This window comes from Kitasatospora sp. GP82, from assembly GCF_029892105.1.
Lineage (GTDB): Bacteria > Actinomycetota > Actinomycetes > Streptomycetales > Streptomycetaceae > Kitasatospora.
Genome location: NZ_JARZAJ010000065.1, coordinates 1 through 25,336 on the forward strand (window position 1 = coordinate 1; position 25,336 = coordinate 25,336).

Genomic DNA, 25,336 nt, shown 5'->3' on the forward strand with positions numbered 1-25,336 from the left:
GGCAGTGGTCGGCAGATCAAACTCAAGGCATAAGCGCCAGTCGTACCTCGGGCCAGACCACCGCCCGGGGCGGCACCCGACCATCCTCACAGTCGTACCTGGTCGCCCGGCTCGAAGGCGATGCGCCGGTGCGAGTGGATGTCGCGGAAGTGGCCGAGGAGTTCGAGCGGGCCGAGGAACTGCTGTGGGCGGAGCTGGAGTGGCTCTCCGAGCACCGCTTCCTCTACCTGGACGGCCGCGCCGGCGGGGTCGCCCGGATCTGGGTCAACCCGGTCGTCGCCGTCTGTGGAGCAGACCCTCGGGCCGCTGCCGCCCGGCACCGGTTCCCCTACTTCACGGTCCACGAACTCGGGATGCAGGCGTGCGAGCCGGTGCGCTCCGTCGAGTACAGCAGCGACCTGTGGGAGCAGGTCTACGCGGACAATTACGAGGCGTTCACCCGCGAGACCTTCCCCGATCGGGACTGCCGCACGTGCTTCCGTCCGCAGCTCAGGCAGGTGTAGGGCTGGGTCGGGGCGGCCTGGAGAACATCGAGGGCGCGCAGCCGGTCGTCCAGCACGGCGAGCCGCTGCACCGCGAGGGCGGTGGCCGCCCGGACACCTCCGCGCGCTCGCGGAGCACAGCTCGGCGGCGGTCGTCTGCGGGATGGCCAAGCGGTCGTGGACCTCGACGTGGAGGGCGACGGTCGCTCGGTGTTCCTGCGGTGCGTCCTCGAAGTCGGCGCCGGGCCCCACCCCGCCTGGAAGGTGGACGGATGGCTGACCCAGACCACCTCCACGTCGTGGACACTGCGCTCCGGACCGGCCGCCCGGACCTGGGGCATCGTTCTGCCGAGGGCGCGGAGTCCGATGATGGCCGCCGGTATCTTCCCGACGGGCGCCACGGCGACCCTGCCCACCGGGGCAGCGCAACTCGGGGTCAGAGGGCGTCCTGGTGAGCAGAGGCAGGACGTCGGGAAGTAGAGGCCCGATGGTGTGCGCGGACTGGTCGGCAGCATTGCCGCAGGTCAGAGTGTCGTAGCGAGTCGTTATCCTCCCGCAGTGAAGATCAACCGCAATCAGGCCGTCCAGCCGCCGGTCTACGCCGACCGAGGCCTTCGCCGCACGATGGGTCGGCGCATAGCCGCCGCAACTCAAGACGACCTTCTGGCCGCCTTCCTGCGCAAGGAGGAACTCCACATCGTGCTCAGAGTTCTGCGCGAGGCCGGTAGAGAACGTGAGCTCATCGCGGAGCGGCAGCAGGAGACCGTTGGGTACATCTGTGACCCGTCGACCTTCGAGTACGAGTGGAAGACGGCTCAGTCCTCCTTCATCACCTTGTGCCAGCACCTCAACGGGGAACTGGAGGGCGCCCGGGTCGCGATGGAGCGCGTCGAGGATGAGATTTTCAACCTCTTCGAGGAGCTGTTTGGAGGCATCGGGTCGGCACTCCGTAACCAGTACACCGAGGAGGCCCGGCGCTCCCCCGCGTTGAACAGGCTGGGTGACCTGGACGCCAAGATCCAGGAGGTCCGCGACCAAGCTCTCGCGAACCTCAAGGACTTCACCGACCGGATCGGCGAGCGGCGCGAGCTCGACCAGCGGCGCGAGACCTTCATGGCCTCGGAAGCCGCGATCAGCCTGGACCGGATCCACACCATGGACTACGCCCAGTTCGAGCAACTGGCCGCCGATCTGCTGGAGCGTGACGGCCTCACCATCGTCCGCCAGCGTGGCGGTGCCCGGGACCAGGGCGCCGACGTCATCGCGGAGACGGCGTGCGGGCGCCGGGTCGTGGTCCAGTGCAAGCACCGCAGGGCGGGTGCGAAGGTCGACCCGCAGACCCTCCACGCCTTGAACGGGACCGCCCGCCAGGTGCACGGGGCGGACATCGTGGTCGCCATGACTAACCGTCGGTTCACCTATGACGCCTTCACCTTCGGGCGTGACCAGGACATTCACCTGATCACCGAGCCCGTCCTGACCCGCTGGGCCACCTGGGGGGACCCGGTGCACGAGATCCTCGGCCTGCCCGCGGCCGAAGCTCCCGCACGCGACCAGCCGGCAGTCGCCTGACCGGAATCATCCGCCGCCACGCCGCCGCCTTCACCAGGCCGGGCGGCCGGAGGCGGAATGATCGTGGCCGTGTCAGAGAACCGACCGCCCAGGCGTGGTCCGAACAAGCAGGCGGCCAAGCTGGCGCGAGCGCGTCGAGAGCAGCGGCTAATCAGGGCGGATCCGCTGTTTCACGCGAGCCCTCCGTTCGCCGGGTACCGGGAGTGGCTGATGCCCGACCCTGTATCTGGCAGATTCGCCCTTCAGGATTCGGCGCCTGACGACACCCGGCTGTGGTTCGCCCGGGTCGAGGAGCTTCTACTGCCGCTGTACCGGGGCAGGGTGCCGATCGCCGCTACCTACCTGGACGACCGGATCCAGTCGGGTGTCATCCCGGTGGCTGAGGGAGATGGGCCTTCGGCGCGGGTGCGTGTGATCACCATCGACGACTTCGCCAGCTTCGCCGGGGCCTGCAGTGCCCACGACGAGGATGGCAGTGTGCATCGGCATGCCGAGATCTGCCCAAAGCTCAACTGCCGGAGCGGCTTCCACATGGGGAGCGAGCACAGGGTCTGGGTCCACATGCATCACCTGCATGCCGCTGGTGCTCTCCTGGTTGACGACCAGGACAACGTCCGGCTCAGCGTTCCGCCGCAGCGCCCGGGCGAGGGCTGGCGCTTCGTTAGCCAGGGCGGTGAGTCCACTCCTTGGTGATGCGCACCGGCTGCCGGGGGCGCGCCGTTGGGCGGGCGCCGGGGCGCCGGGGCGCCGGGCAACGAGATGCGGGTGCGCCGTCTACTCGGCGGCCGAGGAGAACGCCCCTGTCTGATCGGCCCCCCAATCGGCGCCTGGACCAACTACGTGTCAGCAGAGAGCCGTCTGCTCGAAGTCGGGCAGGCCGAAGTCGGTGATGTGGGCGGCATCCAGGCCGGCCTCGACAAGGAGTCGAGCCTCTCCGGCGTTGCGGACGAAGATCCGCTCGTGTCGCAGGTCCGGGCATCGGGCGGCGAGTTCGGGGCAAGGTCGGATGATCCCGAACACGCCCGGACGCCGGCCGTGGAACCGGGCGACCTTCCCGTAGGCGTACTGGGGCCAGAGCTCATCGGTCTTGATCTCCGCGCGGGTGGTCAGCTCCTTCCACGCCGCAGCTGTCACGGCCTCGTTGAGGTCGGTCCGTTGCTGGGCGGACAGCACGCCCCACCAGGCCTGGCCGGTGGCGAGGTCGGCCGCACGCTGCTCTTCGCGCTTCCTGGCCGCGGCTTCCTCCTGGAGCCGGCGCTGTTCGAGCGCATGTTCCCTTCGGCGATCGTCGAGCGCCCACCTGCCCCGGCGGACCAAGGTGTCGAGGTCCCGCTGGAGCTCCTGGTGCTCGTTGCGCAGCCGTCGGTGCCGCTCGTCGCGGGCCTTGCGGGCGGCTTCCGCCTCCAGTCGGAGCCGCTCCTCCTCGGCCTCGCGTTCTTCGCGCTGCTGCTCCAGTTCCGCCTGCTTTTCCTGCCAGGCCTTCTTCCGTTCGTCCTGCCGCTGGCGCATCCGCTCGTGCCGGGCCTCCGCCTCGGTGGACCGGTTAGTGGTCCACAGCACGGGGCGGCGGGCGTAGTCCTGGTCAACCGGGCGGTGCACCCGGCGGTAGCGCGGCAGGATGATGTGGAAGGCCAAGGCTCGTCTGTGGACCCAGGTCACGAAGGACTGCAGTGGCATGGGCTGAACGCTCCAACGGCCGGTGTCGTAGTCGAATCCGGCGACGCCGTCATCGACACGCCATCGGTCGTCCTCCGGGTCGACGCGGATCGACGGCACTTGTCCCAGCCAGGCCGTTTCCCTGCGGGTGGTCACCCAGCACGTCTCCACCCCGGCGTCGAGGTAGCGCGCGGTGCGGGCCTGGATGTCGTCGACGGTGATCGGGGACAGCTGTGCCTCCCAGGCGATCCGGCGGCTGCCGTCGGGGGAGGTGGCCATGACGTCGGCGCGCCAGGAGCTGTCGGGGGCGGCGACTTCGAGTTCGGCGATCCAGTCCGTTTCCCGGATCGTGCCAGCGAGTTGCAGTTTGAGCAGATGGTGTTCCATCGACTCCTCGGCGAGCTCGCAGTGCTCCGGCCGCTGGCGGTCGTGGGCGAAGTGCCGCAGCCCGCGCGTGGAGCGCCGGGCGTGGACGCCGTGGCCGCAGTCAGGGCAGGTCAGCGGGATCCGGGGCCGGACCTTGTAGATCGAGGACCAGGCCAGGCCGCATCCCAGCTCGGGGTCGGTGGCGTCCAGGCGGCCGGCGTCGGGGTGGAGTGCGGTGAAGGACACGGCATCTCATTTCACCGAGAGTGACAGGACGTGCGCGCTGCGCAGTGCTGGGATATCAGTGGCCACTGACAGTGCGGCTGCTGCCGTACCGGGGATGTAGGCGGTCGGCCCTCCCCGGCAACGCCCACTGGTGCCGGGTGACCCCGCCCGCCATAGCAGGGCAGATCAGTCAGACGTGACGAAAGTGGCTGGATGGCGTTGAGAGGGAGGTATCGCCACAAACGCGGGACGGGGTTTGGCATGGGTAAGAGGGCACAGCAGAGACGGTCGGCCAAGGCCACCAAGAAGGTGAGGCAGCGGCCATCGGCGGTGCGGCCGGGCGCACCCTCCTACGATGCCGCAGTGGCGCGGATGCCGTTCCTCGGTTCGACGGCGGACTTCGGGGCGCTGGACACCCCCTGGGACGCCTTCACTGATACGTACCCGACGGTGGCCGACGCGGTTGCCGCAGCGGAGGGGACCGGTGCCCTGTCGTGCTTCTTCTTCGACGAAGTGGGCGAGTACGAGCGGGGCATCCGCAGAGGTCCGGATGGCTGGTCGTACGAGGTGACGCTGTACCCGCGGATGCAGCTGCGGGAGCTGGTCAAGACGTGCTGGCTCAACGCCGACGACCGGGACCAGGCCGTGGAGCAGCTGCGGCGGGCCCTGGCCGAGTACGTGCCCGAGGCACATCGCCATCCGGGGATCGAGGTTGTGCACCGTCCGTCGACCACGACGGTGCCACGGATCGGCTGGACACAGAGCCTTCCCTTGGCCGGGCTAGAGACGTGGGAGGACGCGTTCCTGGCGGAGAAGGACCTGCCCCTGCACGACCTCGCGCCGCTCGTCGACGGCCAGTCCCCCGGCGGGCGGTACACGGCGACCGTGTCCCCGCAGACCCTCGCGCTGTTCCAGTCGCACGGCCTGGCCGTGCAGGCCTGCGCCGGATGCGGCATGTTGGTGGCCGATCGGCATCCGCACTGGCCCGGCGTCTGGGTGAGCGTGGAGCACGAGTTCGGGCCGTCCTGCGACCGGTCGCGGCTCGGCCGCCTCGAGTCCCTGCAGCGGGTCGGGCACGTTGTGGAGGTGGCCGATGCCGGTCCCGCCCAGGAGCTGACGGGCCGGGAGCCGACAGCCGTCTGCCAGAACTGCGGAATCGACGTGACCGACCAGCACCCCGACTGGCCGGGCCAGTGGGCCGTAGCCGGCGGGGACAGCGATCCGGTCTGCGCTGTGCTCGGCACGATGGGGGGCGACGACGAGGGAGAGTACGACCTGCTCGATTGCGTCTACCCGCACATCCCCGCAGGCGTCGACAGCCCAGCTTCCGCCGCGATCGCGGCCGCGAAGAAGGGCGGCTACTTCCTGCAGCTCTGACCTGGTCGTCCTAGGCGGCCTGCCCCCTGATCGGAGGTCTTCGGCCTGGCCGCCGGTGTGGACCGCCGTACCTCTGGGACAGCGGCATCTGCCGGAGTCGGGGCCTTGGTCGCTACCATCGGGTCATGACTGTTGAGCTGACGGCCCGTCTGGACGATGCCCTGGTCGCTCGCCTCCAGCAGGAGGCCGAGCAGGCAGGCATTGACCTCGACACTTACCTGGCCAGGGTCCTGACCGCCGATCACCTCGCCGCCCAGGGCACCCGCGCCGAGCAGATCGCCCGCGCCAGCGCCCACACCGCCGCGGCCTACCACTCCTGGAACACCGCAGGCCGGCCCGAAGACGGTGTGCTGACCTTCGACGACGTCTTCGGCCAGTGAGCACCGACCCCCGCTTCCAGGCCCGTTTCTCAGCTGAGGCCGGCACCCTGATCCGTACCGCGCTGAACCCTGAGCAGCGCAAGGTGCTCCAGGCTGCGCTGGAGCAGGCCATGGCCGACCCGTGGTCCTGGCCTCCAAGCGACCGGGAGGACCTGGACGACACGATCCGGCAGATCGTCCTGCCGGAGACGATCGCCCACTACGTCATCCTCCCGGACCCGCCCGTGCCCCACCTGTGGATCATCACCCTCACCATCCTCTGAACACCACTTCCCGCTCCGCCGAGCGAACCGCTTGGTGCGCGCCCGCTTCGGAACTTCAGCTGGAGTGGACTTCCGTTGCGCCCTGGCGTCGAAACTCAAGTCCACCTTGAGTTCTGAGGCTGATCCGCCGTCACAGCCCCACTGGGGCGCGGCCTGCTGGCCAACGGCCCCCGTACCGACCACCCGGCCCCGGACCTGCCCAGGGACTCGATGCTGCACGGGTGTGACCGAACACAGTCCTGTTCTGCTACGCGGTGGCGCCTGCTGTGACGGGGCGCAGCCGGTCGCCGGCGCGGGCGGATGTCCCGACGGCGGACAGGAAGAGTCTCCACCCGTCGGTGCAGTCGACCGTTGCGCCGAAGACAACAGCAGGTGGCTGGGCACGGGTGCTGTAGCGGTCTGCGCGTACGACACCCTCGGTTGAGCGGGCAAGCGTGGCCAGGAGGGCCAGCTCGACATCGGCGAGCTGGGTCGGGGACGTCGTCAGGTCGGGAAGCGCCGGCGGCGCGAGGCGGTCGTCGCCAGCGGCCGGTGCGACACCGGAGGCGCCGGTGACCATCCAGTGCACGTTCGCTCCGCTGCCGGCCAGCGTCACGGTCAGTCCGTACGGGCGTTGCGGCCATACATCGGCTGTGGCGATTCCTGGGACATCCGGCAGGTGGGTCACAAGAAGCTGCTGCAGTTCGGCGGGGGTCATGGTGAGACGGTACCGGTGTGCGATTTCGCTGGAGCGGTGCCAGGCCCCACCACTGGTGAGGCCCATCGTGCGGACGGTGAGCACGCGCTCGCGGAGCACCGCCCGGTGCTCCTCCCGACGATCACTTAGACAGGCTCCCGCCCGTCCGGGGACACCTGAGGGGCTCGGGCCCTCACCTGCTGCACGGGAACAAGCGGGTGCTGCTTCAGCTGCTCCACCACCCCCGCGCTACGGTGGCGCACCCCTTCGAGCGGGCCGGGCTGGCGGTGCGACTGTGGCCCGATCCTCCTGACGGGCTGGACATCGCGGCCCTGCCGGTGATGAACGGCAACGGCATCCGACAGTTCGAGCGCCAGTTCGTGGGGGCCGTCGGCTGGTCGTACCAGCGAAATGCGGAGGAGGGCCCGTTCCTGCTCCACCACTGCTCAGGCGCGGACCCGGACCTGCCATGGCCGTACTGCGGATGCCCGGTGAGCGCTGGCGAGTCACCGATACAGCGGAGAAGGAACCGCAGCCGCTCACCTGAGCGGGTGACGGAGCTCCACCGATCAGGTGAACATGCTGAACGTCCGGCTCGCCGACTGGTGCCGCTCCGGTGGCTTGGCGACGATACGGGCGACTCATATCGTCGGCGCGGCAGACCCGTGCCCGTACCTGAAAGGCTCGGTGTGCGCCCGCCCGTCCAAGGTGGCACCTGGCGAGTGACATCGTCCGACGTCCGCACCGTGCCGTGCCCGACCTGCGGCACCCGTGGCGGGGACCGGTGCGTGACGCTGAGGGACAAGCCCTCCCCCGTCCTGCACCGCGCCCGGACCCACCGCTACCTCGAGGTCCGGTTCGGCCTGCGGCCCCAGGCCGCCACCACCTGGCAGGCCCTGCTCTCGGCCACCGAAGCCCGCCGCCGCGGCGCGCTCCTGCGGATGAAGTTCCGTGACGTGGACGACTGGGCGTGGGAAGAGGACACCGACGCCCTCGCCGACGTGATGGCCGTCGATGCGGCCGCCTACGAGAACGTGGTCATCACGGAGGCCTGCGGCCAGGCCGGCGAGGGCGTCTCCGACCTCCTCTTCGGGCCGGACTGGATCGACGAGACGCTGGACGTACTGCTGCGCGCTGCTCACGACCTGCAGATCCGCGCCGAGAGCGCGCAGTTCGTCACTGGCGCCAGGGACCGGGAGCTGGAGCGGCGCCGCGACGCCGTACGGCGTCGCCTGAAGGAGGCCCGGGAGTTCGCGGACCGGATCAGGAAGTCCTCCCTCCCGCAGATGACGGCCGTGGCGGCGGAGGATGCCGATCCGCAGCGGCTGGCCAGCGCCTGGGTAGCCCGGTTCCTGAAGGCAGAGCGGCGGGAGCTCGTCACCGAGTACGCCCTGGCCGCCGGTGTGGATGCCGACCTGCTGGACCAGGGAACCTTTCACGAGCGGGTGCGCCGCATGGTCACCTCGGGCCGCTTGAAGGCCCCGGTCGGCCCGCAGGTGGAGCGCCTGCTCGGCCTTCCGGCCGACGCGCAGCGGGAAGTAGTGGTGCGTGACGCCCTCCAGCCCGGAGGCCGGGCCGACGCCCTCGGCCACCCCATGATGCTGGAGACCTGGGCCGCCCAGCTGGACTTCCTGTGCACGGTGGCGGCCCCGGCCGCTCACTGCGAGCCGACCGGCCGGCTGTCCGCACTGCCCGCGATGGCGTCGGGCCGGATGCCGCTCGGCTCGGCCGACGAACTGGCCGGCCGCCGCCAGGCGCTCGCCCGCCTGATCGAACGCACCCACGAATGCGAGCGGCTACGCCTGGCACTGAGCGACACCGTCATGGTGCTGGAGCAGACGGCCCCCGGACGGACGGCCCTCGGTGGCGCCATCCAGGCCGCCGACGACGAGCTGTGCCGGCGTCACCCCGAGCTGTTCGCGATCGCCCGCGCCCACCTGTATCCCTACCAGGAGCCGTCGGGCCGGCTCGTCGACACCTGGCCGTCACAGCATGCCGCCGTGCGTCGAACCGTCCTGCTGGCGCTAGAGCGATACTCGCAGGCCCCGACCGGGCTGCTGGTGTGACCCGTCCCCCCTGTTCACGCCGACCCGAGAGGTTGACCTTGGCACTGGACCCCTTCGTCCGCCAGTTCGTCACCAACGCCTTCAGCCGCAAGTGGATCGAGCACGTCGCGGATCTCAAGGGCGGCCTGAGCGACCCGAGTTCGACGTACACCACTGCTGTCCGCGAAGGCCTGCGGACCCTGATCGACACGAAGGAGCTCACCCTTCCGGAGTGGGAGAGGATCACCGGCGTGCCGATGAGGTCGACGACCGCGCTCTACACCTACCTAGACCGGGTGTACGGGTTCTTCTTCTCCGACGGCCCGCTGCCGCGTCTCGACCGCTGGGCGACGCCCGCTCCCCGTGCGGTCGGCCAGGACAGCTCCCGCGTCCGCATCCCAGGTGCGACACGACCAGGCGGCCCCGTTCCCCTCCGCCACGGGTGAAGCCGCGGTCCAGCCGCTGCCGGCACGTCTCGCGCTCGCACATGCTGGGGTGCCGTCCTAGCGTGGGGGCGAGAAGCAGTGCCTATGCTGTCCGCCGAGCCCTGTGAGCTCCGGTATGCGTGTACGCATAGCCGCCGAGCCCCGTGATCACCATCGTGATCCAGAACCGGCTGCTGCCAACCTGCCCGGTGCACCACAGTCGTGGACCCACAACAACGACCAGGTTGACCATCGACAGCAGCGATGACCGCAACGCTAGTGACGGCGACCGTCCGCGGGGCCTTGCGCCAACTGCGGCACACTGCCGCGCTCTGGCCTGGGGTTGCGAGGAGCAGCAGCACGTTGCACAAGGCCACGAAGAGCAGGTGTCTCCCCGCTTGCGGGCGTCCGCACGTGGCGAACGGGACGTTGCGGTTGTCGGCTTCCTGGCCGGGCAAGCGCGGGTTATGGATCGCCGACAGCCCGCCCCGATCCTGACGGTACGCGACCCCCGTCGCTGTCAGTCCCGCACGCGATGATTACTCCCATGACATCCCCTGCTGGCCGTGCTGACCTGGCCTCTTTCACTGATTACGCCGCCGCCGTGACCGCCGCCGTGAGCGCTGCCGGCGCCTACTACGGCGATGGCAGCACCCCGCTGGGCGACGACGACTACGACGCCCTGGTACGCGCCATCGAGGCATGGGAGCAGCAGCACCCCGACGAAGTGCACCCCGACTCCCCGACGGGCAAGGTGGCCGGCGGCGCGGCCGTGGGGGACGTACCGCACTCGGTGCCGATGTTGTCGCTCGAGAATGTGTTCTCCGACGAGGAACTGACCCACTGGGCGGCCGGGCTGGAACGCCGCCTCGGCCGGCCGGTCGACGGCTGGTGCGTGGAGCCGAAGCTGGACGGCCTGGCGGTGGCCGCCCGCTATCAGCAGGGGCGGCTGGTCCAGATGCTGACCCGGGGCGATGGCCTGGCGGGTGAGGACATCACCCACGCCGCCGACGCCGTACTCGGCCTCCCGGCCCGCTTGGCCGAGCCGCTCGACGTCGAGCTGCGGGGCGAAGTGCTGCTTACGGGAGACCAGTTTGAGGCCGCGAACGAGATCCGTACGGCGCACGGTGCCACCCCGTTCGCGCACCCGCGCAGCGGAGCCGCGGGGACCCTGCGGGCGAAGGACCGGCCGTACCGCGTCGAGCTCACATTCTTCGCCTACGGCGCGGTCGGCTTCGGCGACCTCGGCCACAGCGCCCTGCTGGAGGCGCTGGCCGCGCTCGGCGCCAACACCGCCGCCAGCACGGACGCCGCCCCGCTGCGCTGCGCGAGCGTGGAGCAGGTCCGGCAGCGGATCGAGGAGATCACCGCGATGCGCGGCTCGCTGCCGTTCGGGATCGACGGCGTGGTCGTCAAGGCCGACTCGGCGCAGGACCAGCAGCAGGCGGGGTCCGGCTCCCGCGCACCGCGCTGGGCCGTTGCCCGCAAGCTCGCCGCTCAGCACCAGGTGACGCGGCTGCTGGATGTGGAGTGGAACGTCGGCCGCACCGGCATCATCGCCCCGCGCGCTGTCCTGGAGCCCGTCGTGATCGACGGCGTCACCGTCACGTACGCCACCCTCCACAATCCCGCCGACATTACCCGCCGCGACCTGATGATCGGTGATCTTTGCTTTGTGCTGCGCGCCGGCGACGTGATTCCCCGTGTTGAGGCCCCGCTCGCTGACCAGCGCACCGGCGCCGAGAAGCCGATCGTCTTCCCCGAGGTCTGCCCGAGGTGCGGCGACTCTATCGATGCGTCCGAGCAGCGTTGGAGGTGCGTCAGGGGGCGCGGTTGCCAGGCGGTGGCGTCGATCCTCTACGCGGCCGGCCGTGACCAGCTCGACATCGAGGGGCTCGGCCGTACCCGGGCCGTCCAGCTCGTCGACGCCGGTCTTGTCGCCGACATGGCGGACCTCTTCACCCTGGACAAGGCCCGGCTCCTGACCCTGGAGAGGATGGGCGAGGTCAGCGCGGACAACCTGCTGGCCGCGATCGAGACCGCCCGCGGCGCCGCCCTGAACCGGGTGTTCTGCGCGCTGGGGGTGCGGGGCACTGGACGGACCATGTCCCGCAGAATCTCGGCGCACTTCGGGAGTATGGCGGCCATCCGGGCAGCCGACGCCGAGACCCTCGCCGCGGTCGATGGCATCGGCACCGAGAAGGCCCGGATGGTCGTCGCCGAGCTCACCGAACTCGCCCCGGTCCTGGACAAGCTGATTGCCGCCGGAGTTGGCACCACCGTCACCGAGCCTGCGGCAGCCCCGGCCGCCGTAGGCGAAGGTGAGGAGACAGGGCCGCTCGCCTCGAAGGGCGTGGTGGTCACCGGGGCAATGACCGGCCCCCTCGCCACCCTGTCCCGCAACGAGATGAACGAGCTCATCGAGCGGGCCGGCGGCAAGGCGTCCGGAAGCGTCTCCAAGCGCACCGCCCTGCTCGTCGCCGGTGAGAAGGCCGGCTCCAAGCGCGCCAAGGCCGAAGAACTGGGCATCCAGATCCTCACCCCGGAAGAGTTCGCCGACCTGGTCGCCGACTACCTGCCCTGACCCAGCCCGGACGGCACCGGCGTTCTCCCTCACCGCGTGCACGTCGGCCCCGGCCTCCTCAATGAGGCCGGGGCCGACTCGTTCAAGGACGGCCCGGTTCCGGAGCCGCACCCCGGAACCGGGCCAACGTCACGCGCGGTCGGGAACCGCCGCAAGCGCATCGCGCAGGTGGTGGCTGACGAAGCCGCACTCCCAGTCCTCCACGTTCAGGCCGGCCCGCAGATCCGGCAGACCGCCCTGGAGCTGGGGGATCAGCTCCTCCATCGTGGGGGCGATCCAGACACGGGGATCATCCGGGAACTCACCTTCGTCCTCGTCCTCGCTCCACAGCCGCTCAACGGCGAACCAGCCTGCCGCCGGGCTGTAGAGAACTCCCTGGAAGTACGACGGATCATCGTCGTACCCCGCATCCAGGTAGTAGTGCATCGTCACCGTGCTGTCCCGCAGTGCCCCGGCCTGACTGAGGGTGACCTGCGAGGAAGAGTCGAGGTGTTCCTGCAACTCGGTCGCGGCGTGCTGCCCCAGGTCCGGGTCTCCGTCACCAGAGGGCAGTAGCCACCGCTCCATGTTCCAGCCACGGGCCTCGGGATGGAACCTGTGGAAGCCGTCGATGACCACCGGGCTGCCGGCCGCCGCCCGGGCGTCGGCCGCAGGCGCGGATGCGGGAGCGGGCCGGGTGCGCCGCGGGTGCTGTGCCTTGGTGCGTCCCATCGCAGGTCTCCTTCACGTCGCGTTGCCGGACTGGTCGGCAGCCGATCTCGCGCTGGTCAGCGTAGAGACTCACAGCAGGCTGGCCGGGCGACGTCCGACCTACTGGAGCTCCGCCCGGCAAGGCCACCGGGTGGGGCTGAGCCTTGTGAGGGAAGGCCGACGGGCACCGCGAGTGGGCCGGTCAGCGTCAACACTCCGAGCGGAGCGCCACGCGATCCAGTGCTCTCCGGCCGCCGGGCGTGACCGATGATCGCAAGCGAACGTTCCTGGGCCACGCGGTGAATAGTGCCGCCGCGACTCAGGAAGGCTGCCCGTGCAGATCGTTGTGGAGTCCCAGCGGTTCGAGGTCAACGGGCAGGAGGCCGAGCGGCTCCTCGCGGCCACCTGGGCGGCAGTGCACGGCGAGACCGACGCGGGTAAGAGCACCGGGTTCGAAGCGATGTTCCTCGCCATGGGCCCGGCCGCGTTCCTCAAGTCGATGCCCGCAGTTAAGGCATGCACCCGGCTCTCGACAACCCTGTCGATCGGGGACTCCCGCTGGCGGATCACACGCAACACTGCGAGCAGCGGCGTGGAATTCGAGCACATCAGCGCCGGTGAAGCCCCGTTGCGCCTGCCACTGGTCTCCCGCGACCCCGAGCGTCCCACCGCGTCCCTATTCCTGCTGGAGCAGCTCGGCATCCCCGCCCTGCGCCAGGGTGGAAAACAGCTCGCCTTCGAGCACATCGTGCCGTTCATGTACGTACGGCAGGCCAGCGCCGGCGCCACCTACCTCGGCGGGATGAAGCCGGAGCTGCGCGAGCTCGCTGTACGCGCCATGCTCGGCCTGCGCGAGGACGACATCGAGGCGGCCCGCACCGTCCTACGCGAGGCGCGGCGCGAACTCTGGGCCGCGCGTCGTGCTCTGGCTGGCTTCGAAGCCCTCCGCGCCAAGTTCGGCTTCAGCACGCCGGAGGAGCTCACCCACCGGCGCCACCAGACCGAGCAGGACCTGGCCCGGGCCCGCGACGCCGCCCGGGAGGCGGCCGCCGAACTCAGCAAGGCCAACAAGACACTCCAGGAACTACGCGACGCCGCGAAGAAGGCTCACCCCGCCGCGGACGCCGCCGACCGAGCCGCAGCCGAAGCCGAGAAGCAGCTCGGCGTAGCGCTTCGTCGGCTCGGTGAGGCCGAGGGCCGCCTCGCCCAGCTCCGCTCCCCCGACCCGGCCGCCTGCCCCACCTGTCGGCAGCGGCTGCGTACCGCTGGTCTGCCCGAGCACGTCTGTCCGATGTGCAAGGAGGATGACCCGAACCGCCGCTCCCAGGGGCCTGCAGAGGACGAGCGGCTGATCGCGGCGAAGAAGGCCGTCGAGGATGCCAAGCGGGTGGTCGAGCTGCTGCGTAAGGAGGCGAAGGAGGCCCGGGCGAAGGCGACGGAAGCGCATCGGGCCGTGCGGGATGCGTATCGGGCGGCCGACAGCTATGCCGAGGTGACCGTGGAGCCGCTGCGGCGCACGGTGGTGGAGCTCGAGAAGCGGGTCCAGGAACTCGCCGTGTTGGCCGAGCAGCTCGGGGAGCGGGTCGACGAGTTGGTCGATGCCATCGCGGCGCAGCAGGAGGCGGTGAAGCGGCTGGAGGTCGAGGTCCGCCGGGCCGCTCAGGTACTGGCGGACGCGGAGTCTGAGGCCCGCGAACGGCTGACTGATCTCCTCAAGCGCTGGTCGGTGCACTTCGCGCGGCGGATGGCCAGCGCCGGTGCGCAGTGGCGTCACGCCTACATCGCCGAGGCGGGCTTCACCCCGGTGGTCAACGGCGAGAACTTCGATCAGGTGTCGGTGGCAGGGGCGACGTTGGCGCTGGTGGAGCTGAATGCGCTGGTGTCCTTGCGGGAAGTTGGCCGGGAGGTCACCGGTAGCAGTGTTCCTGGGCTGCTGGTCGTCGATGCGGCGCTCGCCGGGCTGAGCGACGCGCCCGACGATCAGGCGGTGCGGGCCTACCTGCTGGACCTCTTCGCCGCTACGGCCCGCGGTGAAGGTCCCCTGTCCCAGGTCATGACGGGCTCGCAGGAGGCCATCGGTGATGTCCCCGGTGGGCGCCGGATCGCTCTCAGCAAGGGGGAGCGATACATCCCCGGCCTCGTCCTGCCGGACCCCGGGACCACGGCTGCCTGACTGGCCGTCATTTGGGCCTCCGGGCCAGTTCGCGTCTCGACGCCGGTCCGGACCATCCGGCAACCGGCACCTGACCACCTGGGGTGTCCAGCGGTCTGCGACATCGATGCGCCCCGCCGCCCGGCCTGTGCCCACGAGCGGTGCCGAGTGACCTTCAAGCGCGACGAAGCCGGTGGAGGCACGGACAGTGCCCCCACCGGCTTCGTCATGAGGCTGTCGAGCGGGTCACGCCCGGCCGAGGTGGAAGACGGTGACGGTGACCGTCAGGTCGTGGATCTCGTACTGGACGCGGTAGAACCCGACCTGGATGCGGTAGATGCCGCTGGTCCCGACCGTGAAGGCACCCGCCGGACGGGGGTCGTCGGCCAGCAGGTCGACTGCGTGGAAGACCTGCTGAATCCCCGGCCGGTCGTCGGCGGCGTACTTCTGCGCCACGGCCAGGGCCTCGGGCTCCCAGACGATGCCGTAGGTCACGAAGCCTCTCCGAGGACCTGTCGGCGGGCTTCCTCGTGGGCGACACCCGGGCCGGTCTCACCGCGTGCTTTGCGCGCCAGGTATTGCGCGGTGGCCCGGTGGTACTCGAGTTCCTCCAGCTCGGCCGGACTGATCAGGACGGCCATGGTCTGGCCCCGGTCCGAGAGAGCGATGTGCTTCTGTTCGGCGCTGACCTGCCGCGCCAGGGCCCCTAGCTTGTTGCGGGCCTCGGTGATCGGATAGGTGTCCATACACCGAAAATAGCAGTAGTGCGCACTTCCGCGCGGAACATCGCAGTAAGTGGGGCGGCGGCAGTGCAGGGTGCAAGACCGCCTGTACCGTCCGGTCAGCCGTGTCGGGAATGAACTCCCTCCAGACCCCTCGCGGAGGCCTCGGGATGATCGGTGGGCCCGAGGGCCGCCATGTTGGTGCCGACACTCCACCTCTGGTAGGCACGGGGCAGGGCGTCGTTCGCGCCCGTGAAAGGAGCTGGCGGGATGAGTCTGAGCACGCCCGGGTGGTTCGCCGCCCTGGACAGCTGGTGGCTGCCCGCGGTGGGCGAGGACATCGCCCGCAACGTCTCTCCGCTCGGCCTGGACGGACAGGGCCGCCTCCACGTCGCCTGCCACAGCGGGGCCTGGCGGAGGCAGGTCCGGCTCCTGGAGCGTCCGCTGACCGCTCGGGTGAACCGGTGCCTACCAGCCGCCCCACTGACCGGTATCAACGTCGTCCACGGCACCGAACAGCGTTAGCCGGAGAAATCGCGAGCCCGCCCTGACAATCGAAAGAGCTCGGCGGCGACCGGGCACCGAGGACCGAGTGCCGCCCCGTTGAGGTATTCCGACGGAATACCGTGCCCGGGGCGGACCGGTGCAGTCGCACGTCGCCGGGGCTGCGACGGCAAGGTCCCACAGACCCGTTGGCAGGCGGGCTTCGCAGTCGCACTTCGCCGTACCCGGGTTGCGACGGTTGCGACTGCGACATCCGACGGCCCGCTTGTCGCAGTCGCACCCGACGCTCTCGACGGCCCGGCCGGCCGATGCGACTGCGGCCACCGCAGGAGCACCTCACCTGGAGACCCGAAGACTTCTCCCTGCCGCACACGGTATTCCGACGGAATACCGGCCGGCCCGGGTCCGCCGTACCGGCGAAGCGTTCGCATCGGCGCGGAGATCAGCCCTGGCACCGGCTGCGGTGTACGCCAGCCCGCGCGCCGTCAGGCCGGGGCCGACCCGCGCGTGCCCGGCAGGCGACGGTGCACCTCTTCCGGGGCCCGGTCGTACCGGGGCTAACCCGTCTGCGACTCCCGGCCGGCGCTGGCGGTCGCCGGGTTGCTGGCTGCGACTGCGATCCCGGCTCCGGTCAGGGCTGCGACCGACGTGGGCCAGACCGCCGCACGGTGCGACCCGATCGGTACGCGGCGACCGGGTCGTGCGATGGGCCTGGCACCGGCTGCCACCCTCCGGTCAGGCCGACTGCGAACGGGAACCAGCGGCCGTCCGGACCAAGTCGCAGTTGCACCCCGGCGTCGTCGTTGGTGATCCGGTTACCGCTCGCGTGCAGCGAACCGCGCGCGGTGGGCTGCGCCGTGATGATGGCAGCCATCCCGCGCTCGACGGTCTCGTCATCGGCCGGCAGCGGTTCCGCCGTGACCCGGACCCCAACCGGGCCGCCGTGCCGGTACGCCAGAACCAGCGACCGCACCTCGGCCGGGTGTTGCCCCAGCCGGGCGGCGACCGCCCCCAGCAGCGGAGCCCCCGCAGGGGTGGCGAGGTGGCGGACGGCGTCCGTGAGGACGTCCAGCTCCTCGACTGCGGCGCCGCGCAGGACGTCCTGGGCGTGCTGGGCAGCGGCGGCGACCATGCCCGCGATGCCGGGACTCACCCCCGGCGGAGGCTCGGGCAGCCGGTACCCGGGCGCCGACACTGCTGGGGCGGCGGCCGCGGAGACCGGCTGGTCGGCGGTTGCCTGCCAGAGGCTGTAGGCGTCATCAGCGCGCACCGAGCCGCTGTCGGTGCCCGTCGGCGGCAGGACCCCTGAGGGCAGGGGCGCTCCGATGCCGGCGGCGGGCCGGCGGATGTAGGTCAGGGCCGTGCGGAGCTTGGCCGCCAACCGCCCCAGGGAGCAGCCCCGGATCGCCAGCAGGGCGGAGGGCTGGGTGCGGAAGCGGCCGGCCAGGGCATGGGCGAGGACGGCGGCATGCTCGCACAGCCGCCCCTCCGGGTGGCCGGCGGTGGGCGGGTGGGAGGTGCACTCGAAGCCCACGGCCGCGGGAACGAGTGCGTGCCCGGCGGTGTGGGCAGGGTCGAGAAGGTCGGGGTGGACCCGGCCGGACATGAGCGCGCCCAAGGCCTCGTGCCGGGCGGTCAGCCCGGCGGCGGCCTGGTCCCACTGCTCCTCCGTCAGGAACCCCAGATACAAGGAGGTGCGGGCCCGGGTGGAGTCCGGGACCGAGATGGTGGCCCGGACGCGAGCGGTCACCGTGGTGTTGAGCTGGCCGGTGTACGCGGTGTGGGGGAGGGTCCGGGTGGCGTCCAGGAGGCCGTGGTGGCGTCCGGCGGAAGCGGTGACGGCCTGCATCAGGGCGTCGGCGAACAGATCGCCCGTAGTGGCTGGGGGCATGGTGTCGGTGGTCATCGGCCCTGTCCTCCGAGGGTGACAAGTGCGGTCAGGTCCAGGTCGTCCATGTCGGCGAAGGCGTTCTCCCCGGCGGGCAGTACGGCGTCGGCGAGGGTGCCCTTGTGGGTGACGATCCGTTCGATCCGCTCCTCGACGGTGCCTCGGGCCACCAGGCGCCGGATATGGACTGTCCTGGTCTGCCCGATCCGGAATGCGCGGTCGGATGCCTGGTCGCGGGCGGTGCTCGTCCAGGGGGAGTCGAAGTGGATGACCTCGGTGGCGGCGGTCAGCGTCAGCCCGGTGCCGCCGGCCCGTACCGACAGCACCAGTACCGGCAGGCGCCCGGCCTGGAAGTCCTCGACCATCCGCGCTCGCACCTTGGGCGGAGTCGACCCCTGGAAGAACTCCGCCCGGTGCCCGGCCGCGTTCAGGCACGCCGTCAGCAGGTTCCCGATCGGCAGGTAGTTGACGCAGACGATGACCTGCTCGCCTCCGGCCCGAGCCTTGGCCACCAGGTCGAGCAGGACGTCCAGCTTCGCCGACCGTGCCCGGGCCACCGTCAGGTCCGCCGCGATGTCCTCCACCGACTCGCCCAGGTACAGACCCGGGTCGTTGACGATCGTCCGCAGGCCCTGCAGCAGCGCCAGTACCCTCCCCGCCCGGGCCGCCCGTGGGCGGCTCTGCAGGTCCTCGAGCGTCTCCCGCACCAGCGCCTCGTACAGCGCGGCGCCTTCGGTGCTCAACGCCACCGGGTGCAGCATCTGCACCTTGGACGGTAGATCCGGAGCGATCTCGGGGTCCGTTTTGAGCCTGCGAAGGACGAACGGGCCGGTGATCCGCCTCAACAGCTGCGCCGCGTCGCCGTCGGCATCGCGCGCGGTGTGGCGGCCGATCCGCTCGCGGAACGCCTTGCGGCTGCCGAGCAGGCCCGGGTTCAGCCAGTCCTGGAGCGCCCACATCTCCTCGCTGCGGTTCTCCACCGGGGTGCCGGTGACCGCGAGACGGCCATCCGCGGTGAGGGCGCGAATCGCGGCCGACGCCTGACTGGTGCCGCTGTTGATCGTGTGGGCCTCGTCGGCCACGACCAGGTCCCAGTCGGTCCCGGCGAGCTGCTCGCCGTCGCGGACCAGGGTGCCGTAGGTGGTGACCACCAGGGTGCCCGCCGCGAGGTTCGGGGGCAGCGAGCGGCCCGGGCCGTGATATCGCACTACCCGTAGCGTGGGAGAGAACTTCGCCGCCTCGCCTTCCCAGACGTCCAGCAGGGAGGTGGGGCAGATCACCAGGACCGGGCGTGAGGCGGCCGGCCGGCGGTGCAGGACGTACGCCAGGGTGACCAGGGTCTTGCCGAGGCCCATATCGTCGGCCAAGAGCGGATTGAGGTGCAGTCCGGAGAGCTGGACCAGCCACTGAAAGCCGCGCTGCTGGTAGGGGCGCAGCGTGGCCGTCAGCCCCGGCGGCGGCTGGACGGGCGGGCTCGCGGTGTCTCCCGAGCGCAGGGCGGTGACGATCGCGGCCAGTCCACCGGCCGGGCGGCACGGCACGAGCGAGCCGTCGACGAGCAGGGAGCCGGCCAGGGCGGAGGTGAGGGCCTCCCGGGTGGGCAGCTGGCCGAGATGCCGGGCCCGGGCACGCGCCAGGAGCAGTGGGGCGGCGAGAATCCAGCGGTCCCGCAGACGGACAAGCGGGCGGACGGCCTCTGCCAGCAGGTCCATCTCAGCCTCGGTTAGGTCGGAGCCGTCGATGGTGAGCTGCCAGCGCCAGTCGAGCATCGCCTCCATCGTCAGGCCGCGCCCGTCCGCGGCCGCCGAGCCGGACCCGACGACGGTGTAGGAGCCAAGCGCGTCGGCCAGCTCCGGCGGCCACTGAAGGTGAATCCCGGCGTCCTCCAGTTGCTCGGCCGCCGCACCGAGCAACTGGGCGGCCTCGCCGACGCTGAGCTCGATTTCCTCCGGCGCTGGTGCGTGGGCCAGGCGCGCCAGCGGCGGCCAGCTTGCCGCCCCGCGGCGAAGCACTCGCCGTGCGCCATGTCCCAGCGCCAGTGGACCGGGCGTCGCGCTGTCGCGGACGGCCAGCCGGGCGAGCAGCACCGGCTCGCCGTCACGCTGCGACGGACCGCCGGGGCCCGGTGCCTGGACGGCCAGCACCAGCTCCGGCTCCGGGAGCGGATCGAGGTCCCGCTCCACCTCGTCGGCCCACCGCTGGACCTCCGGGTCCTGGAGGCCGGGAGCGGAGGCGAAGGCACCCTCCCCGTGGAGCAGGGCGGCTCCCGGTCCGCGCACCAGGACCTCGACCAGGTCGTCGAGGACGGACTCCGCTGCCGACAGCGCGGGGTGAATCCGCAGTGGGCTGGTGCCGGCGGTGACCGCGTGGGCGAACGGCGGCAACGCGGCCGCCACGCGCCGCAGCCCGGTGTCCAGCTCCGTGCTGGGAGCCGGGCGCCAGACGTCGCGGCCGCACTGGTCGATCGACGGGATCACGGCACCGGCGGCGACCACCTGGAGCGCAAGGCGAGCCACGGTGGCCCAGCCCGCGACCGAAGGGTGTGCTGCCGGGGACGGGCCAGTGAGGAACGGCAGGAGCAGGTCCAGCGGAGCGGCCCATGCCTGCACGGTGGTCCGCCAGGGCTTGCCGGTCGGCCCGAGGAGGACGACGTCGGCCGCGGTGGGCTCCAGCAGGGCGGGCGGTGCGGCGTTGTGCACCGGGGTGCCGTCGGGCCGGTAGACCAGCAGCCGGCCGGGTGAGGACGGGTGGAACAGCACTGCGCACCCGGAGTCCAGCGCCCATGCGACGGCTTCGCGGGCGCTCGCCCAGTTAGCCTTCGTCGCCGACATCTCAGCACGGGGAGCGGGCACCGATCCGGTCTCAGGGACGGGTGCCGCCGAGTCGGGGTCGAGGTAGGCGGCCCGCAGGCGCACCAGCAGGCGGCCCACCGCCGCGGACTTCGCGTCCTGCTTCGTGCTCGCCGTCGCGATGGCCTCCACCATCCGGCCGTCCATCAGCACCCGCGCCCGGCAGCGGTGCATCCCCTGCAGGATGTCGAAGTCGTACGCCGGGGTGGTCACCAGCCCCGCCACCGTGGCCCCGTTCAGCGCCACCAGCGGGTTGATCCCCGCCTTGCGGCGCAACGCCTTCGGCAGTTCCTCGAACCGCTCGTCGTCCTCCCGCGGATCGGGCGTCCCGGAGATCACCGCCAGCAGCGACGTCAGGGCCCGGTCCTGCGCCGTCTTCTTGACGGTGGCCCGCTGCGGCCGGCCGCTGACCGGGCCGCTCCCGGTGTCCAGGGAAGCGGTGAACTCGAACTCCGGACTGTGTGCGGGGCCGTGCCGGTCCTCGCGGTACTCGACCGCGGGCGCCCCGCTCTGCTGCCGGAGCAGGTTCATGATGTTCCCGGCGAGGCCCGGCACCTCGTGGGTGGTGCGCAGCGCCAGCTCCTTGATGCCCTGCCACTCGGGTCCGCCCTTCGTCAGAACGACCAGCCAGTCCTTGGGCGAGACCCGGCCGACGAGCGCCCGGTCCTCCAGCTCCTCCTGCAGGCCTGGCTCTGGCACACCGGAGGTGACGAGCTTCGCCAGCGCGTTGGAGAACTGGTCGCGCCCGAGCCCGGACCACCGGGACACCTCCAGCGGGCCGCGGGGAATCGCCTCTACGACCCGCTGCGGCGCCTCGGGCGTTGCCGACCGGTCTTCGGCGGCGGATAGCTCCATCCCGGCGAGCTGGGCGAGCAGCGCCAGCATCGCCTGCTGCCGGGTGGCCTTCCGGTTCGACCCGTGCCTCCTCGGGCCTTCAACCGTCCCCGTCGGCAGGTCGATGGCGGCCCGGCAGGAGAACCCGCTTGGGCCGGACTTCCCCTCTACGGCCCGTGCCGGGGGCATCATCACCAGCTGGGCGTGGGTGGCCAGGACCGCTGACGCGAACTCCGGACGACCGGTCAGCCACCGCAGGACGGCTTCCCGGGCCGGCCGCCACTCCTCGTCGCTCGTGCCCAGCAGGAGGGCCTGCGCGTCCCGGATCGGCACCTGCCCGGCCGCAACCCGGCGTACGACCTCCCGTGCCATCGCGGTGTCCCGGCGGCCGGTCTCCACGCTCTTCTGCAACGCCGTGGAGAACGCCTTCTCCGGCATCACCTCCCAGCGGCTTGCGCTCGCCGGATCGACGGTTGCGGACCCTGCGGACGGGGTGGGAACAGAGCGGCGGGAGTCAACCGGCACAGCACACTCCAAGGGCGGCGTGAACAGCGGAACACCGCATTCTCCCGTGCCACACGGACACGCCGGCCCGAATCCACCCTCCGGTCTGCCGTGTCCGAGCAGGCTGCCGTTCGTCAACCAGTGCCACCGATCGGGCCACCTCCGAAGGAGTGGTTCGCTCACGGCAAAGGCCCGGCGCGGTGAGCGGACCGGGCAGTAGCGTGGTCCCGCAATGAAGCCGCCGAGGAAGGGCTAACACCGCAATGGCTCACGAGCTGACTCCGCTTGACGACGCACCGGCTGGCCGTGAGGTGCGCATCGGTTGGGACGGCCCCCTGTCCACGTACTTCCTGCAGGTGCTCGACGAGCCGGCTGCCGACTCGTACGAGGAGGTCATCGAGACCGTCTGGGAAGGTGGCGTGCCGCACGAGCATGCCGATCCCGAGCACCTCGTCGCCCTGGCCTCCCAGTACGCACATGTCCCTGCTGACCTCGCTGATACGCTCCGGAAGGACAAGCAGGCATCGGGGTCGCAGTTCGCAGGCCGGGTCGGCACCCAGTTCGTGGGGGAGATGAACCTGCCGACCGTCAGCGACGCGGACCAGTTCGCCCGGATCATCACCGACATGGACGCGACCGGCCGCAACTGACCCGGACCCCGCCGACTACAGGACACGACCGCGCCCGGCGTGCTGGCCCCGGACGCGATCCTGGGCCACTTCACCGAGCAAGCCACCACGAGCATGCCGGCGCGGGCCGTGTTCGACGAACGCGACTGCCTCGGCATCTCAGGGTGTGGGGGGACGGCATACGCGGCACACCTTGTACTGGGTTCCACCCCGGGGCCCGGTACGGTCCCGAGTCCACCGGGCGGCCTCCTGGGCGGTCATCACCTGCATCTGCGCTGACCAACCCGTGTTCCGGTAGCCCTTGTGCGCGAACTGCCTCAGGCCTGAGGCTTCCATGTCGGAGGCGACCCGCCCCGGCATGTCGTCCCAAGGGGTTCCCGCTGCCGCCTGCGCCATCTTGCACCCGCTCTGGTGCAAGGTGTGCTTGCCGACCGCGTAGGGGTAGTTCGCGGGGTCCTTGAGGCGCTCCCGCTGGACGGTGGCGTCGGCCTTGATGTCCTCGAACTGAGGCTTGGCCTCAGCGCAGACCGTGCACCTGGCTGGGCAGTCCTCCACCCAGAGCGGTTCTTCCTCACCGCCCAGCTCGATCCGCGTCAACTCGCTGGACTGAGCCCCGATCTCCCCGGCGAACCTGCGGAGTCCCTCCCGGAGCTCGTCGGCCGTGAGGTGCCCCTGGGCGACCCTCCCGACCAACTCGATCACCGCTGGCAGCTCCACGGAGAGCCCCCAACCAACCTGTCCTCGTCGGGCGTCCGGGGCGCAGCGCGCTGCTGCTCCAGGCGCAGGTCGACGAGCCCGGCGGAGGCGGTCAGTTCCCGAGGATGACGCTGATCTCGAACGGGAGTTGCTGAGCGAGAGCCGCCAGCGTCCACGGTCTGGGCCGATCAGGAACGTGCCCGCATCGCCGCCTGGGCACAACAAGCTGGCGTCACCACCATTTGATCACGGCTCGCGCGCCCTGGCCCACCCTCACGCGCGGCCGGCACCATCCGGACAATGAACCAGCCAATCAACTGCGCATCACAGCAACACAATTGACGCAAAAACAGGGTGTCGGCAGACTGCTCTCCAGCCGCCCACCACCCCGGCGGCCTACAGGGGAGGACAGCACATGCGCACAGCCACCAAGTTACGGGCAGTCGCCATCGCAGCCATCGCTGCATCGAGCATCGCACTCGCAGCCGGACCCGCCGCAGCCGACACCATCCCGATCGGCTCGACCTGGGAAGAAGGCCACGCATCCGTCGGCGGCTGCGAGACCACCCTGGAGATTTACCACGAGGGCCACGCCCGGTACTGGGCCTACGGATGGGCCCACTCCTTCAAGTCCGGCTGGGTGTGCCGCGCCACCGCCTCCAACGACCACGGCAGCAGCAGCTCCAGCGGCTGGAACTACTACAGTGCCGGAAACTGGAACAAGTCCGGTGGAGTCTGGGACGGCCAGAACTACCTGGCGTGGTCCTGTGTGGAAGCCGTGTACTCCCCTAACGGCTACTCCACCGGGGCCTGTACCGGCTCCTACTGAGGACAGTGAAACGGCTGCGCTGGACCCATCCAGCACAGCCGTTGCCCGGATCGTGCACGGCCCTGGGCTTGCGCAACGGCGCCAGCGCCGCCGACAGGCCGTCCGCCAGTCTTGTCCGGCGAGCTGTTTCCACGAGCAGTACCCCGCCGGCCTGCGAGACCGACACAGCCTGGAACGACACTTACAGGGCCGCCTGGTCGGCGCCGTCCGGCAGTGCGGGCGGTCATGTCCCCCTTCGTGGTGTAGCCGATCAGTCGGTGGGCTCGTTGGTGGTGTTGGGTAGCGCGGGGGCGCTTTCGGAGAGCTCGGTGGGGTAGATCCGGTCCATGCTGCCCTCGGGCAGGTAGCGGCGGGGGAAGGCGATCCATTCGTCGTGCAGCTCGAAGAGCACGGCGGTGACCAGCCGCAGGAGCGCGTCGTCGTTCGGGAAGACCTGAACGACGTCGGTGCGGCGCTTGACCTCGCGGTTGATCCGCTCCAGAGGGTTCGTTGATTGGATCTTCTTCCAATGTCGTTCCGGGAAGACCGCGAAGGCGGTCAGGTCGTCTTTCGCCTCCAGCAGCATCGCCTTGACCTTCGGGAACTGGGTGCCGAGCATGTCGGCGACGGTGTCGAGCTGGGTGCGGACCGCATCGGCGGTGGGCTGGGCGAAGATCGTGCGGATCGTCGCGGCGAACATCCAGGACCGCGACGGCGCAAAGCGGCCGCTGTTGTGGGCCAGGCTCGACCACCCCGGGGTCCGGAAGGTCTGGGCCGACCAGGGCTTCGCCGGCCGCCTCGTCGAGTGGACCGCCCAGATCCTCGGCCGTGACCTGGAGATCGTCCGCAAGAATCCTGACCAGCGCGGCTTCCAGGTCCAGCCCAAGCGGTGGGCGGTCGAGCGCCTCTGGTGGCAGCGGGGACGGTGTCGGCGGTGCGGACGGACTGCGAGTCGATCAGGCCCGCGCTCGGTTCCGCGTTGCGGCCGTCAGCTTCACGGACCTTGCCG

At 70.7% G+C, this 25,336-nt stretch carries 22 protein-coding genes and 2 pseudogenes; 14 read left to right on the forward strand and 10 right to left on the reverse strand.

Features of this window, described 5'->3' with window-relative positions; genetic code table 11:
* The 4 genes from P3T39_RS34710 to P3T39_RS34725 form a co-directional block, all read left to right on the forward strand.
* The coding region (locus tag P3T39_RS34710; protein WP_280703278.1) for a hypothetical protein at nucleotides 1-503 on the forward strand (503 nt) is incomplete at its 5' end.
* 156 nt (nucleotides 504-659) lie between these two features.
* Entirely contained in the window at nucleotides 660-962 is a 303-nt protein-coding gene (locus P3T39_RS34715; RefSeq protein WP_280703279.1) for a hypothetical protein, read from the forward strand.
* A gap of 78 nt (nucleotides 963-1,040) precedes the next feature.
* On the forward strand, nucleotides 1,041-2,054 hold the full coding sequence (locus P3T39_RS34720; RefSeq protein WP_280703280.1) for a restriction endonuclease: 1,014 nt from the start codon (nucleotides 1,041-1,043) through the stop codon (nucleotides 2,052-2,054).
* A gap of 57 nt (nucleotides 2,055-2,111) precedes the next feature.
* Complete coding sequence (locus P3T39_RS34725) at nucleotides 2,112-2,747, forward strand: hypothetical protein (protein ID WP_280703281.1); 636 nt, start codon at nucleotides 2,112-2,114, stop codon at nucleotides 2,745-2,747.
* Nucleotides 2,748-2,897: 150 nt separating this feature from the next.
* Here P3T39_RS34725 and P3T39_RS34730 read toward each other — a convergent pair whose 3' ends face one another.
* Nucleotides 2,898-4,322: a competence protein CoiA family protein gene (locus P3T39_RS34730; protein WP_280703282.1), complete on the reverse strand. Its 1,425-nt coding sequence runs from the start codon at nucleotides 4,320-4,322 to the stop codon at nucleotides 2,898-2,900.
* A gap of 342 nt (nucleotides 4,323-4,664) precedes the next feature.
* Between P3T39_RS34730 and P3T39_RS34735 the strand changes: the two genes are divergently transcribed.
* The 3 genes from P3T39_RS34735 (at nucleotide 4,665) to P3T39_RS34745 (ending at nucleotide 6,321) form a co-directional block, all read left to right on the forward strand.
* Nucleotides 4,665-5,678: a hypothetical protein gene (locus tag P3T39_RS34735; RefSeq protein ID WP_280703283.1), complete on the forward strand. Its 1,014-nt coding sequence runs from the start codon at nucleotides 4,665-4,667 to the stop codon at nucleotides 5,676-5,678.
* A 125-nt stretch (nucleotides 5,679-5,803) separates the two neighbouring features.
* A complete protein-coding gene (locus P3T39_RS34740; protein WP_280703284.1) occupies nucleotides 5,804-6,058 on the forward strand; it encodes a hypothetical protein in 255 nt (84 codons plus the stop codon).
* Nucleotides 6,055-6,321 carry a hypothetical protein gene (locus P3T39_RS34745; protein ID WP_280703285.1) on the forward strand — a complete coding sequence of 89 codons (267 nt, stop codon included), beginning with the start codon at nucleotides 6,055-6,057 and terminating at the stop codon, nucleotides 6,319-6,321. The genes P3T39_RS34740 and P3T39_RS34745 overlap by 4 nt, the downstream gene beginning before the upstream one ends.
* Before the next feature lie 247 nt (nucleotides 6,322-6,568).
* Here the strand turns inward: P3T39_RS34745 and P3T39_RS34750 are convergent, their stop codons facing one another.
* Nucleotides 6,569-7,117 (reverse strand): hypothetical protein, encoded by a 549-nt coding sequence (locus P3T39_RS34750; RefSeq protein WP_280703286.1) that lies wholly within the window; start codon nucleotides 7,115-7,117, stop codon nucleotides 6,569-6,571.
* Between the two features lie 668 nt (nucleotides 7,118-7,785).
* Between P3T39_RS34750 and P3T39_RS34755 the strand changes: the two genes are divergently transcribed.
* From P3T39_RS34755 to ligA, 3 genes are all read left to right on the forward strand, one after another.
* Nucleotides 7,786-9,063, forward strand: coding sequence for a hypothetical protein (locus P3T39_RS34755; protein WP_280703287.1), 1,278 nt, complete (start codon nucleotides 7,786-7,788; stop codon nucleotides 9,061-9,063).
* A gap of 38 nt (nucleotides 9,064-9,101) precedes the next feature.
* On the forward strand, nucleotides 9,102-9,488 hold the full coding sequence (locus tag P3T39_RS34760; RefSeq protein ID WP_280703288.1) for a hypothetical protein: 387 nt from the start codon (nucleotides 9,102-9,104) through the stop codon (nucleotides 9,486-9,488).
* A 526-nt stretch (nucleotides 9,489-10,014) separates the two neighbouring features.
* A complete protein-coding gene (ligA, locus tag P3T39_RS34765; RefSeq protein WP_280703289.1) occupies nucleotides 10,015-12,051 on the forward strand; it encodes an NAD-dependent DNA ligase LigA in 2,037 nt (678 codons plus the stop codon).
* Nucleotides 12,052-12,180: 129 nt separating this feature from the next.
* Here ligA and P3T39_RS34770 read toward each other — a convergent pair whose 3' ends face one another.
* Complete coding sequence (locus tag P3T39_RS34770; protein WP_280703290.1) at nucleotides 12,181-12,762, reverse strand: hypothetical protein; 582 nt, start codon at nucleotides 12,760-12,762, stop codon at nucleotides 12,181-12,183.
* Between the two features lie 313 nt (nucleotides 12,763-13,075).
* Here P3T39_RS34770 and P3T39_RS34775 point away from each other — a divergent pair, with 313 nt between their 5' ends.
* Entirely contained in the window at nucleotides 13,076-14,914 is a 1,839-nt protein-coding gene (locus tag P3T39_RS34775; protein ID WP_280703291.1) for a hypothetical protein, read from the forward strand.
* A gap of 225 nt (nucleotides 14,915-15,139) precedes the next feature.
* Here P3T39_RS34775 and P3T39_RS34780 read toward each other — a convergent pair whose 3' ends face one another.
* Together P3T39_RS34780 and P3T39_RS34785 are read right to left on the reverse strand one after the other, a co-directional pair.
* The gene (locus tag P3T39_RS34780; RefSeq protein WP_280703292.1) at nucleotides 15,140-15,388 is read right to left on the reverse strand and encodes a type II toxin-antitoxin system RelE/ParE family toxin; all 249 of its coding nucleotides are present in this window, start codon (nucleotides 15,386-15,388) and stop codon (nucleotides 15,140-15,142) included.
* Complete coding sequence (locus P3T39_RS34785) at nucleotides 15,385-15,639, reverse strand: type II toxin-antitoxin system Phd/YefM family antitoxin (protein WP_280703293.1); 255 nt, start codon at nucleotides 15,637-15,639, stop codon at nucleotides 15,385-15,387. Before P3T39_RS34785 ends, P3T39_RS34780 begins: the two co-directional genes overlap by 4 nt.
* A 246-nt stretch (nucleotides 15,640-15,885) precedes the next feature.
* Between P3T39_RS34785 and P3T39_RS34790 the strand changes: the two genes are divergently transcribed.
* Nucleotides 15,886-16,140, forward strand: coding sequence for a DUF721 domain-containing protein (locus P3T39_RS34790; protein ID WP_280703294.1), 255 nt, complete (start codon nucleotides 15,886-15,888; stop codon nucleotides 16,138-16,140).
* A 610-nt stretch (nucleotides 16,141-16,750) separates the two neighbouring features.
* Here P3T39_RS34790 and P3T39_RS34795 read toward each other — a convergent pair.
* Together P3T39_RS34795 and P3T39_RS34800 are read right to left on the reverse strand one after the other, a co-directional pair.
* Nucleotides 16,751-18,025 carry a hypothetical protein gene (locus P3T39_RS34795; RefSeq protein ID WP_280703295.1) on the reverse strand — a complete coding sequence of 425 codons (1,275 nt, stop codon included), beginning with the start codon at nucleotides 18,023-18,025 and terminating at the stop codon, nucleotides 16,751-16,753.
* Nucleotides 18,022-22,128 carry a DEAD/DEAH box helicase gene (locus P3T39_RS34800; protein WP_280703296.1) on the reverse strand — a complete coding sequence of 1,369 codons (4,107 nt, stop codon included), beginning with the start codon at nucleotides 22,126-22,128 and terminating at the stop codon, nucleotides 18,022-18,024. Before P3T39_RS34800 ends, P3T39_RS34795 begins: the two co-directional genes overlap by 4 nt.
* Before the next feature lie 329 nt (nucleotides 22,129-22,457).
* Between P3T39_RS34800 and P3T39_RS34805 the strand changes: the two genes are divergently transcribed.
* Nucleotides 22,458-22,844, forward strand: coding sequence for a hypothetical protein (locus P3T39_RS34805; RefSeq protein ID WP_280703298.1), 387 nt, complete (start codon nucleotides 22,458-22,460; stop codon nucleotides 22,842-22,844).
* Between the two features lie 138 nt (nucleotides 22,845-22,982).
* Here the strand turns inward: P3T39_RS34805 and P3T39_RS34810 are convergent, their stop codons facing one another.
* On the reverse strand, nucleotides 22,983-23,540 hold the full coding sequence (locus P3T39_RS34810; RefSeq protein ID WP_280703299.1) for a hypothetical protein: 558 nt from the start codon (nucleotides 23,538-23,540) through the stop codon (nucleotides 22,983-22,985).
* A 394-nt stretch (nucleotides 23,541-23,934) separates the two neighbouring features.
* Between P3T39_RS34810 and P3T39_RS34815 the strand changes: the two genes are divergently transcribed.
* On the forward strand, nucleotides 23,935-24,348 hold the full coding sequence (locus P3T39_RS34815) for a hypothetical protein (protein WP_280703300.1): 414 nt from the start codon (nucleotides 23,935-23,937) through the stop codon (nucleotides 24,346-24,348).
* A 250-nt stretch (nucleotides 24,349-24,598) separates the two neighbouring features.
* Here P3T39_RS34815 and P3T39_RS34820 read toward each other — a convergent pair.
* Nucleotides 24,599-25,033, reverse strand: a pseudogene (locus tag P3T39_RS34820) (transposase); the annotation flags it as partial.
* 197 nt (nucleotides 25,034-25,230) lie between these two features.
* Nucleotides 25,231-25,336 (reverse strand): annotated as a pseudogene (locus P3T39_RS34825) (IS5/IS1182 family transposase); the annotation flags it as partial.

What these genes read in the sequence shown, in the direction of transcription:
- P3T39_RS34725 (WP_280703281.1), top strand. Translation starts at nt 2,112, where the DNA reads ATGATCGTGGCCGTGTCAGAGAACCGACCGCCCAGGCGTGGTCCGAAC.
- P3T39_RS34740 (WP_280703284.1), top strand. Translation starts at nt 5,804, where the DNA reads ATGACTGTTGAGCTGACGGCCCGTCTGGACGATGCCCTGGTCGCTCGC.
- ligA (WP_280703289.1), top strand. Translation starts at nt 10,015, where the DNA reads ATGACATCCCCTGCTGGCCGTGCTGACCTGGCCTCTTTCACTGATTAC.
- P3T39_RS34770 (WP_280703290.1), bottom strand. Translation starts at nt 12,762, where the DNA reads ATGGGACGCACCAAGGCACAGCACCCGCGGCGCACCCGGCCCGCTCCC.
- P3T39_RS34785 (WP_280703293.1), bottom strand. Translation starts at nt 15,639, where the DNA reads ATGGACACCTATCCGATCACCGAGGCCCGCAACAAGCTAGGGGCCCTG.
- P3T39_RS34790 (WP_280703294.1), top strand. Translation starts at nt 15,886, where the DNA reads ATGAGTCTGAGCACGCCCGGGTGGTTCGCCGCCCTGGACAGCTGGTGG.
- P3T39_RS34795 (WP_280703295.1), bottom strand. Translation starts at nt 18,025, where the DNA reads ATGACCACCGACACCATGCCCCCAGCCACTACGGGCGATCTGTTCGCC.
- P3T39_RS34800 (WP_280703296.1), bottom strand. Translation starts at nt 22,128, where the DNA reads ATGCCGGAGAAGGCGTTCTCCACGGCGTTGCAGAAGAGCGTGGAGACC.
- P3T39_RS34805 (WP_280703298.1), top strand. Translation starts at nt 22,458, where the DNA reads ATGGCTCACGAGCTGACTCCGCTTGACGACGCACCGGCTGGCCGTGAG.
- P3T39_RS34815 (WP_280703300.1), top strand. Translation starts at nt 23,935, where the DNA reads ATGCGCACAGCCACCAAGTTACGGGCAGTCGCCATCGCAGCCATCGCT.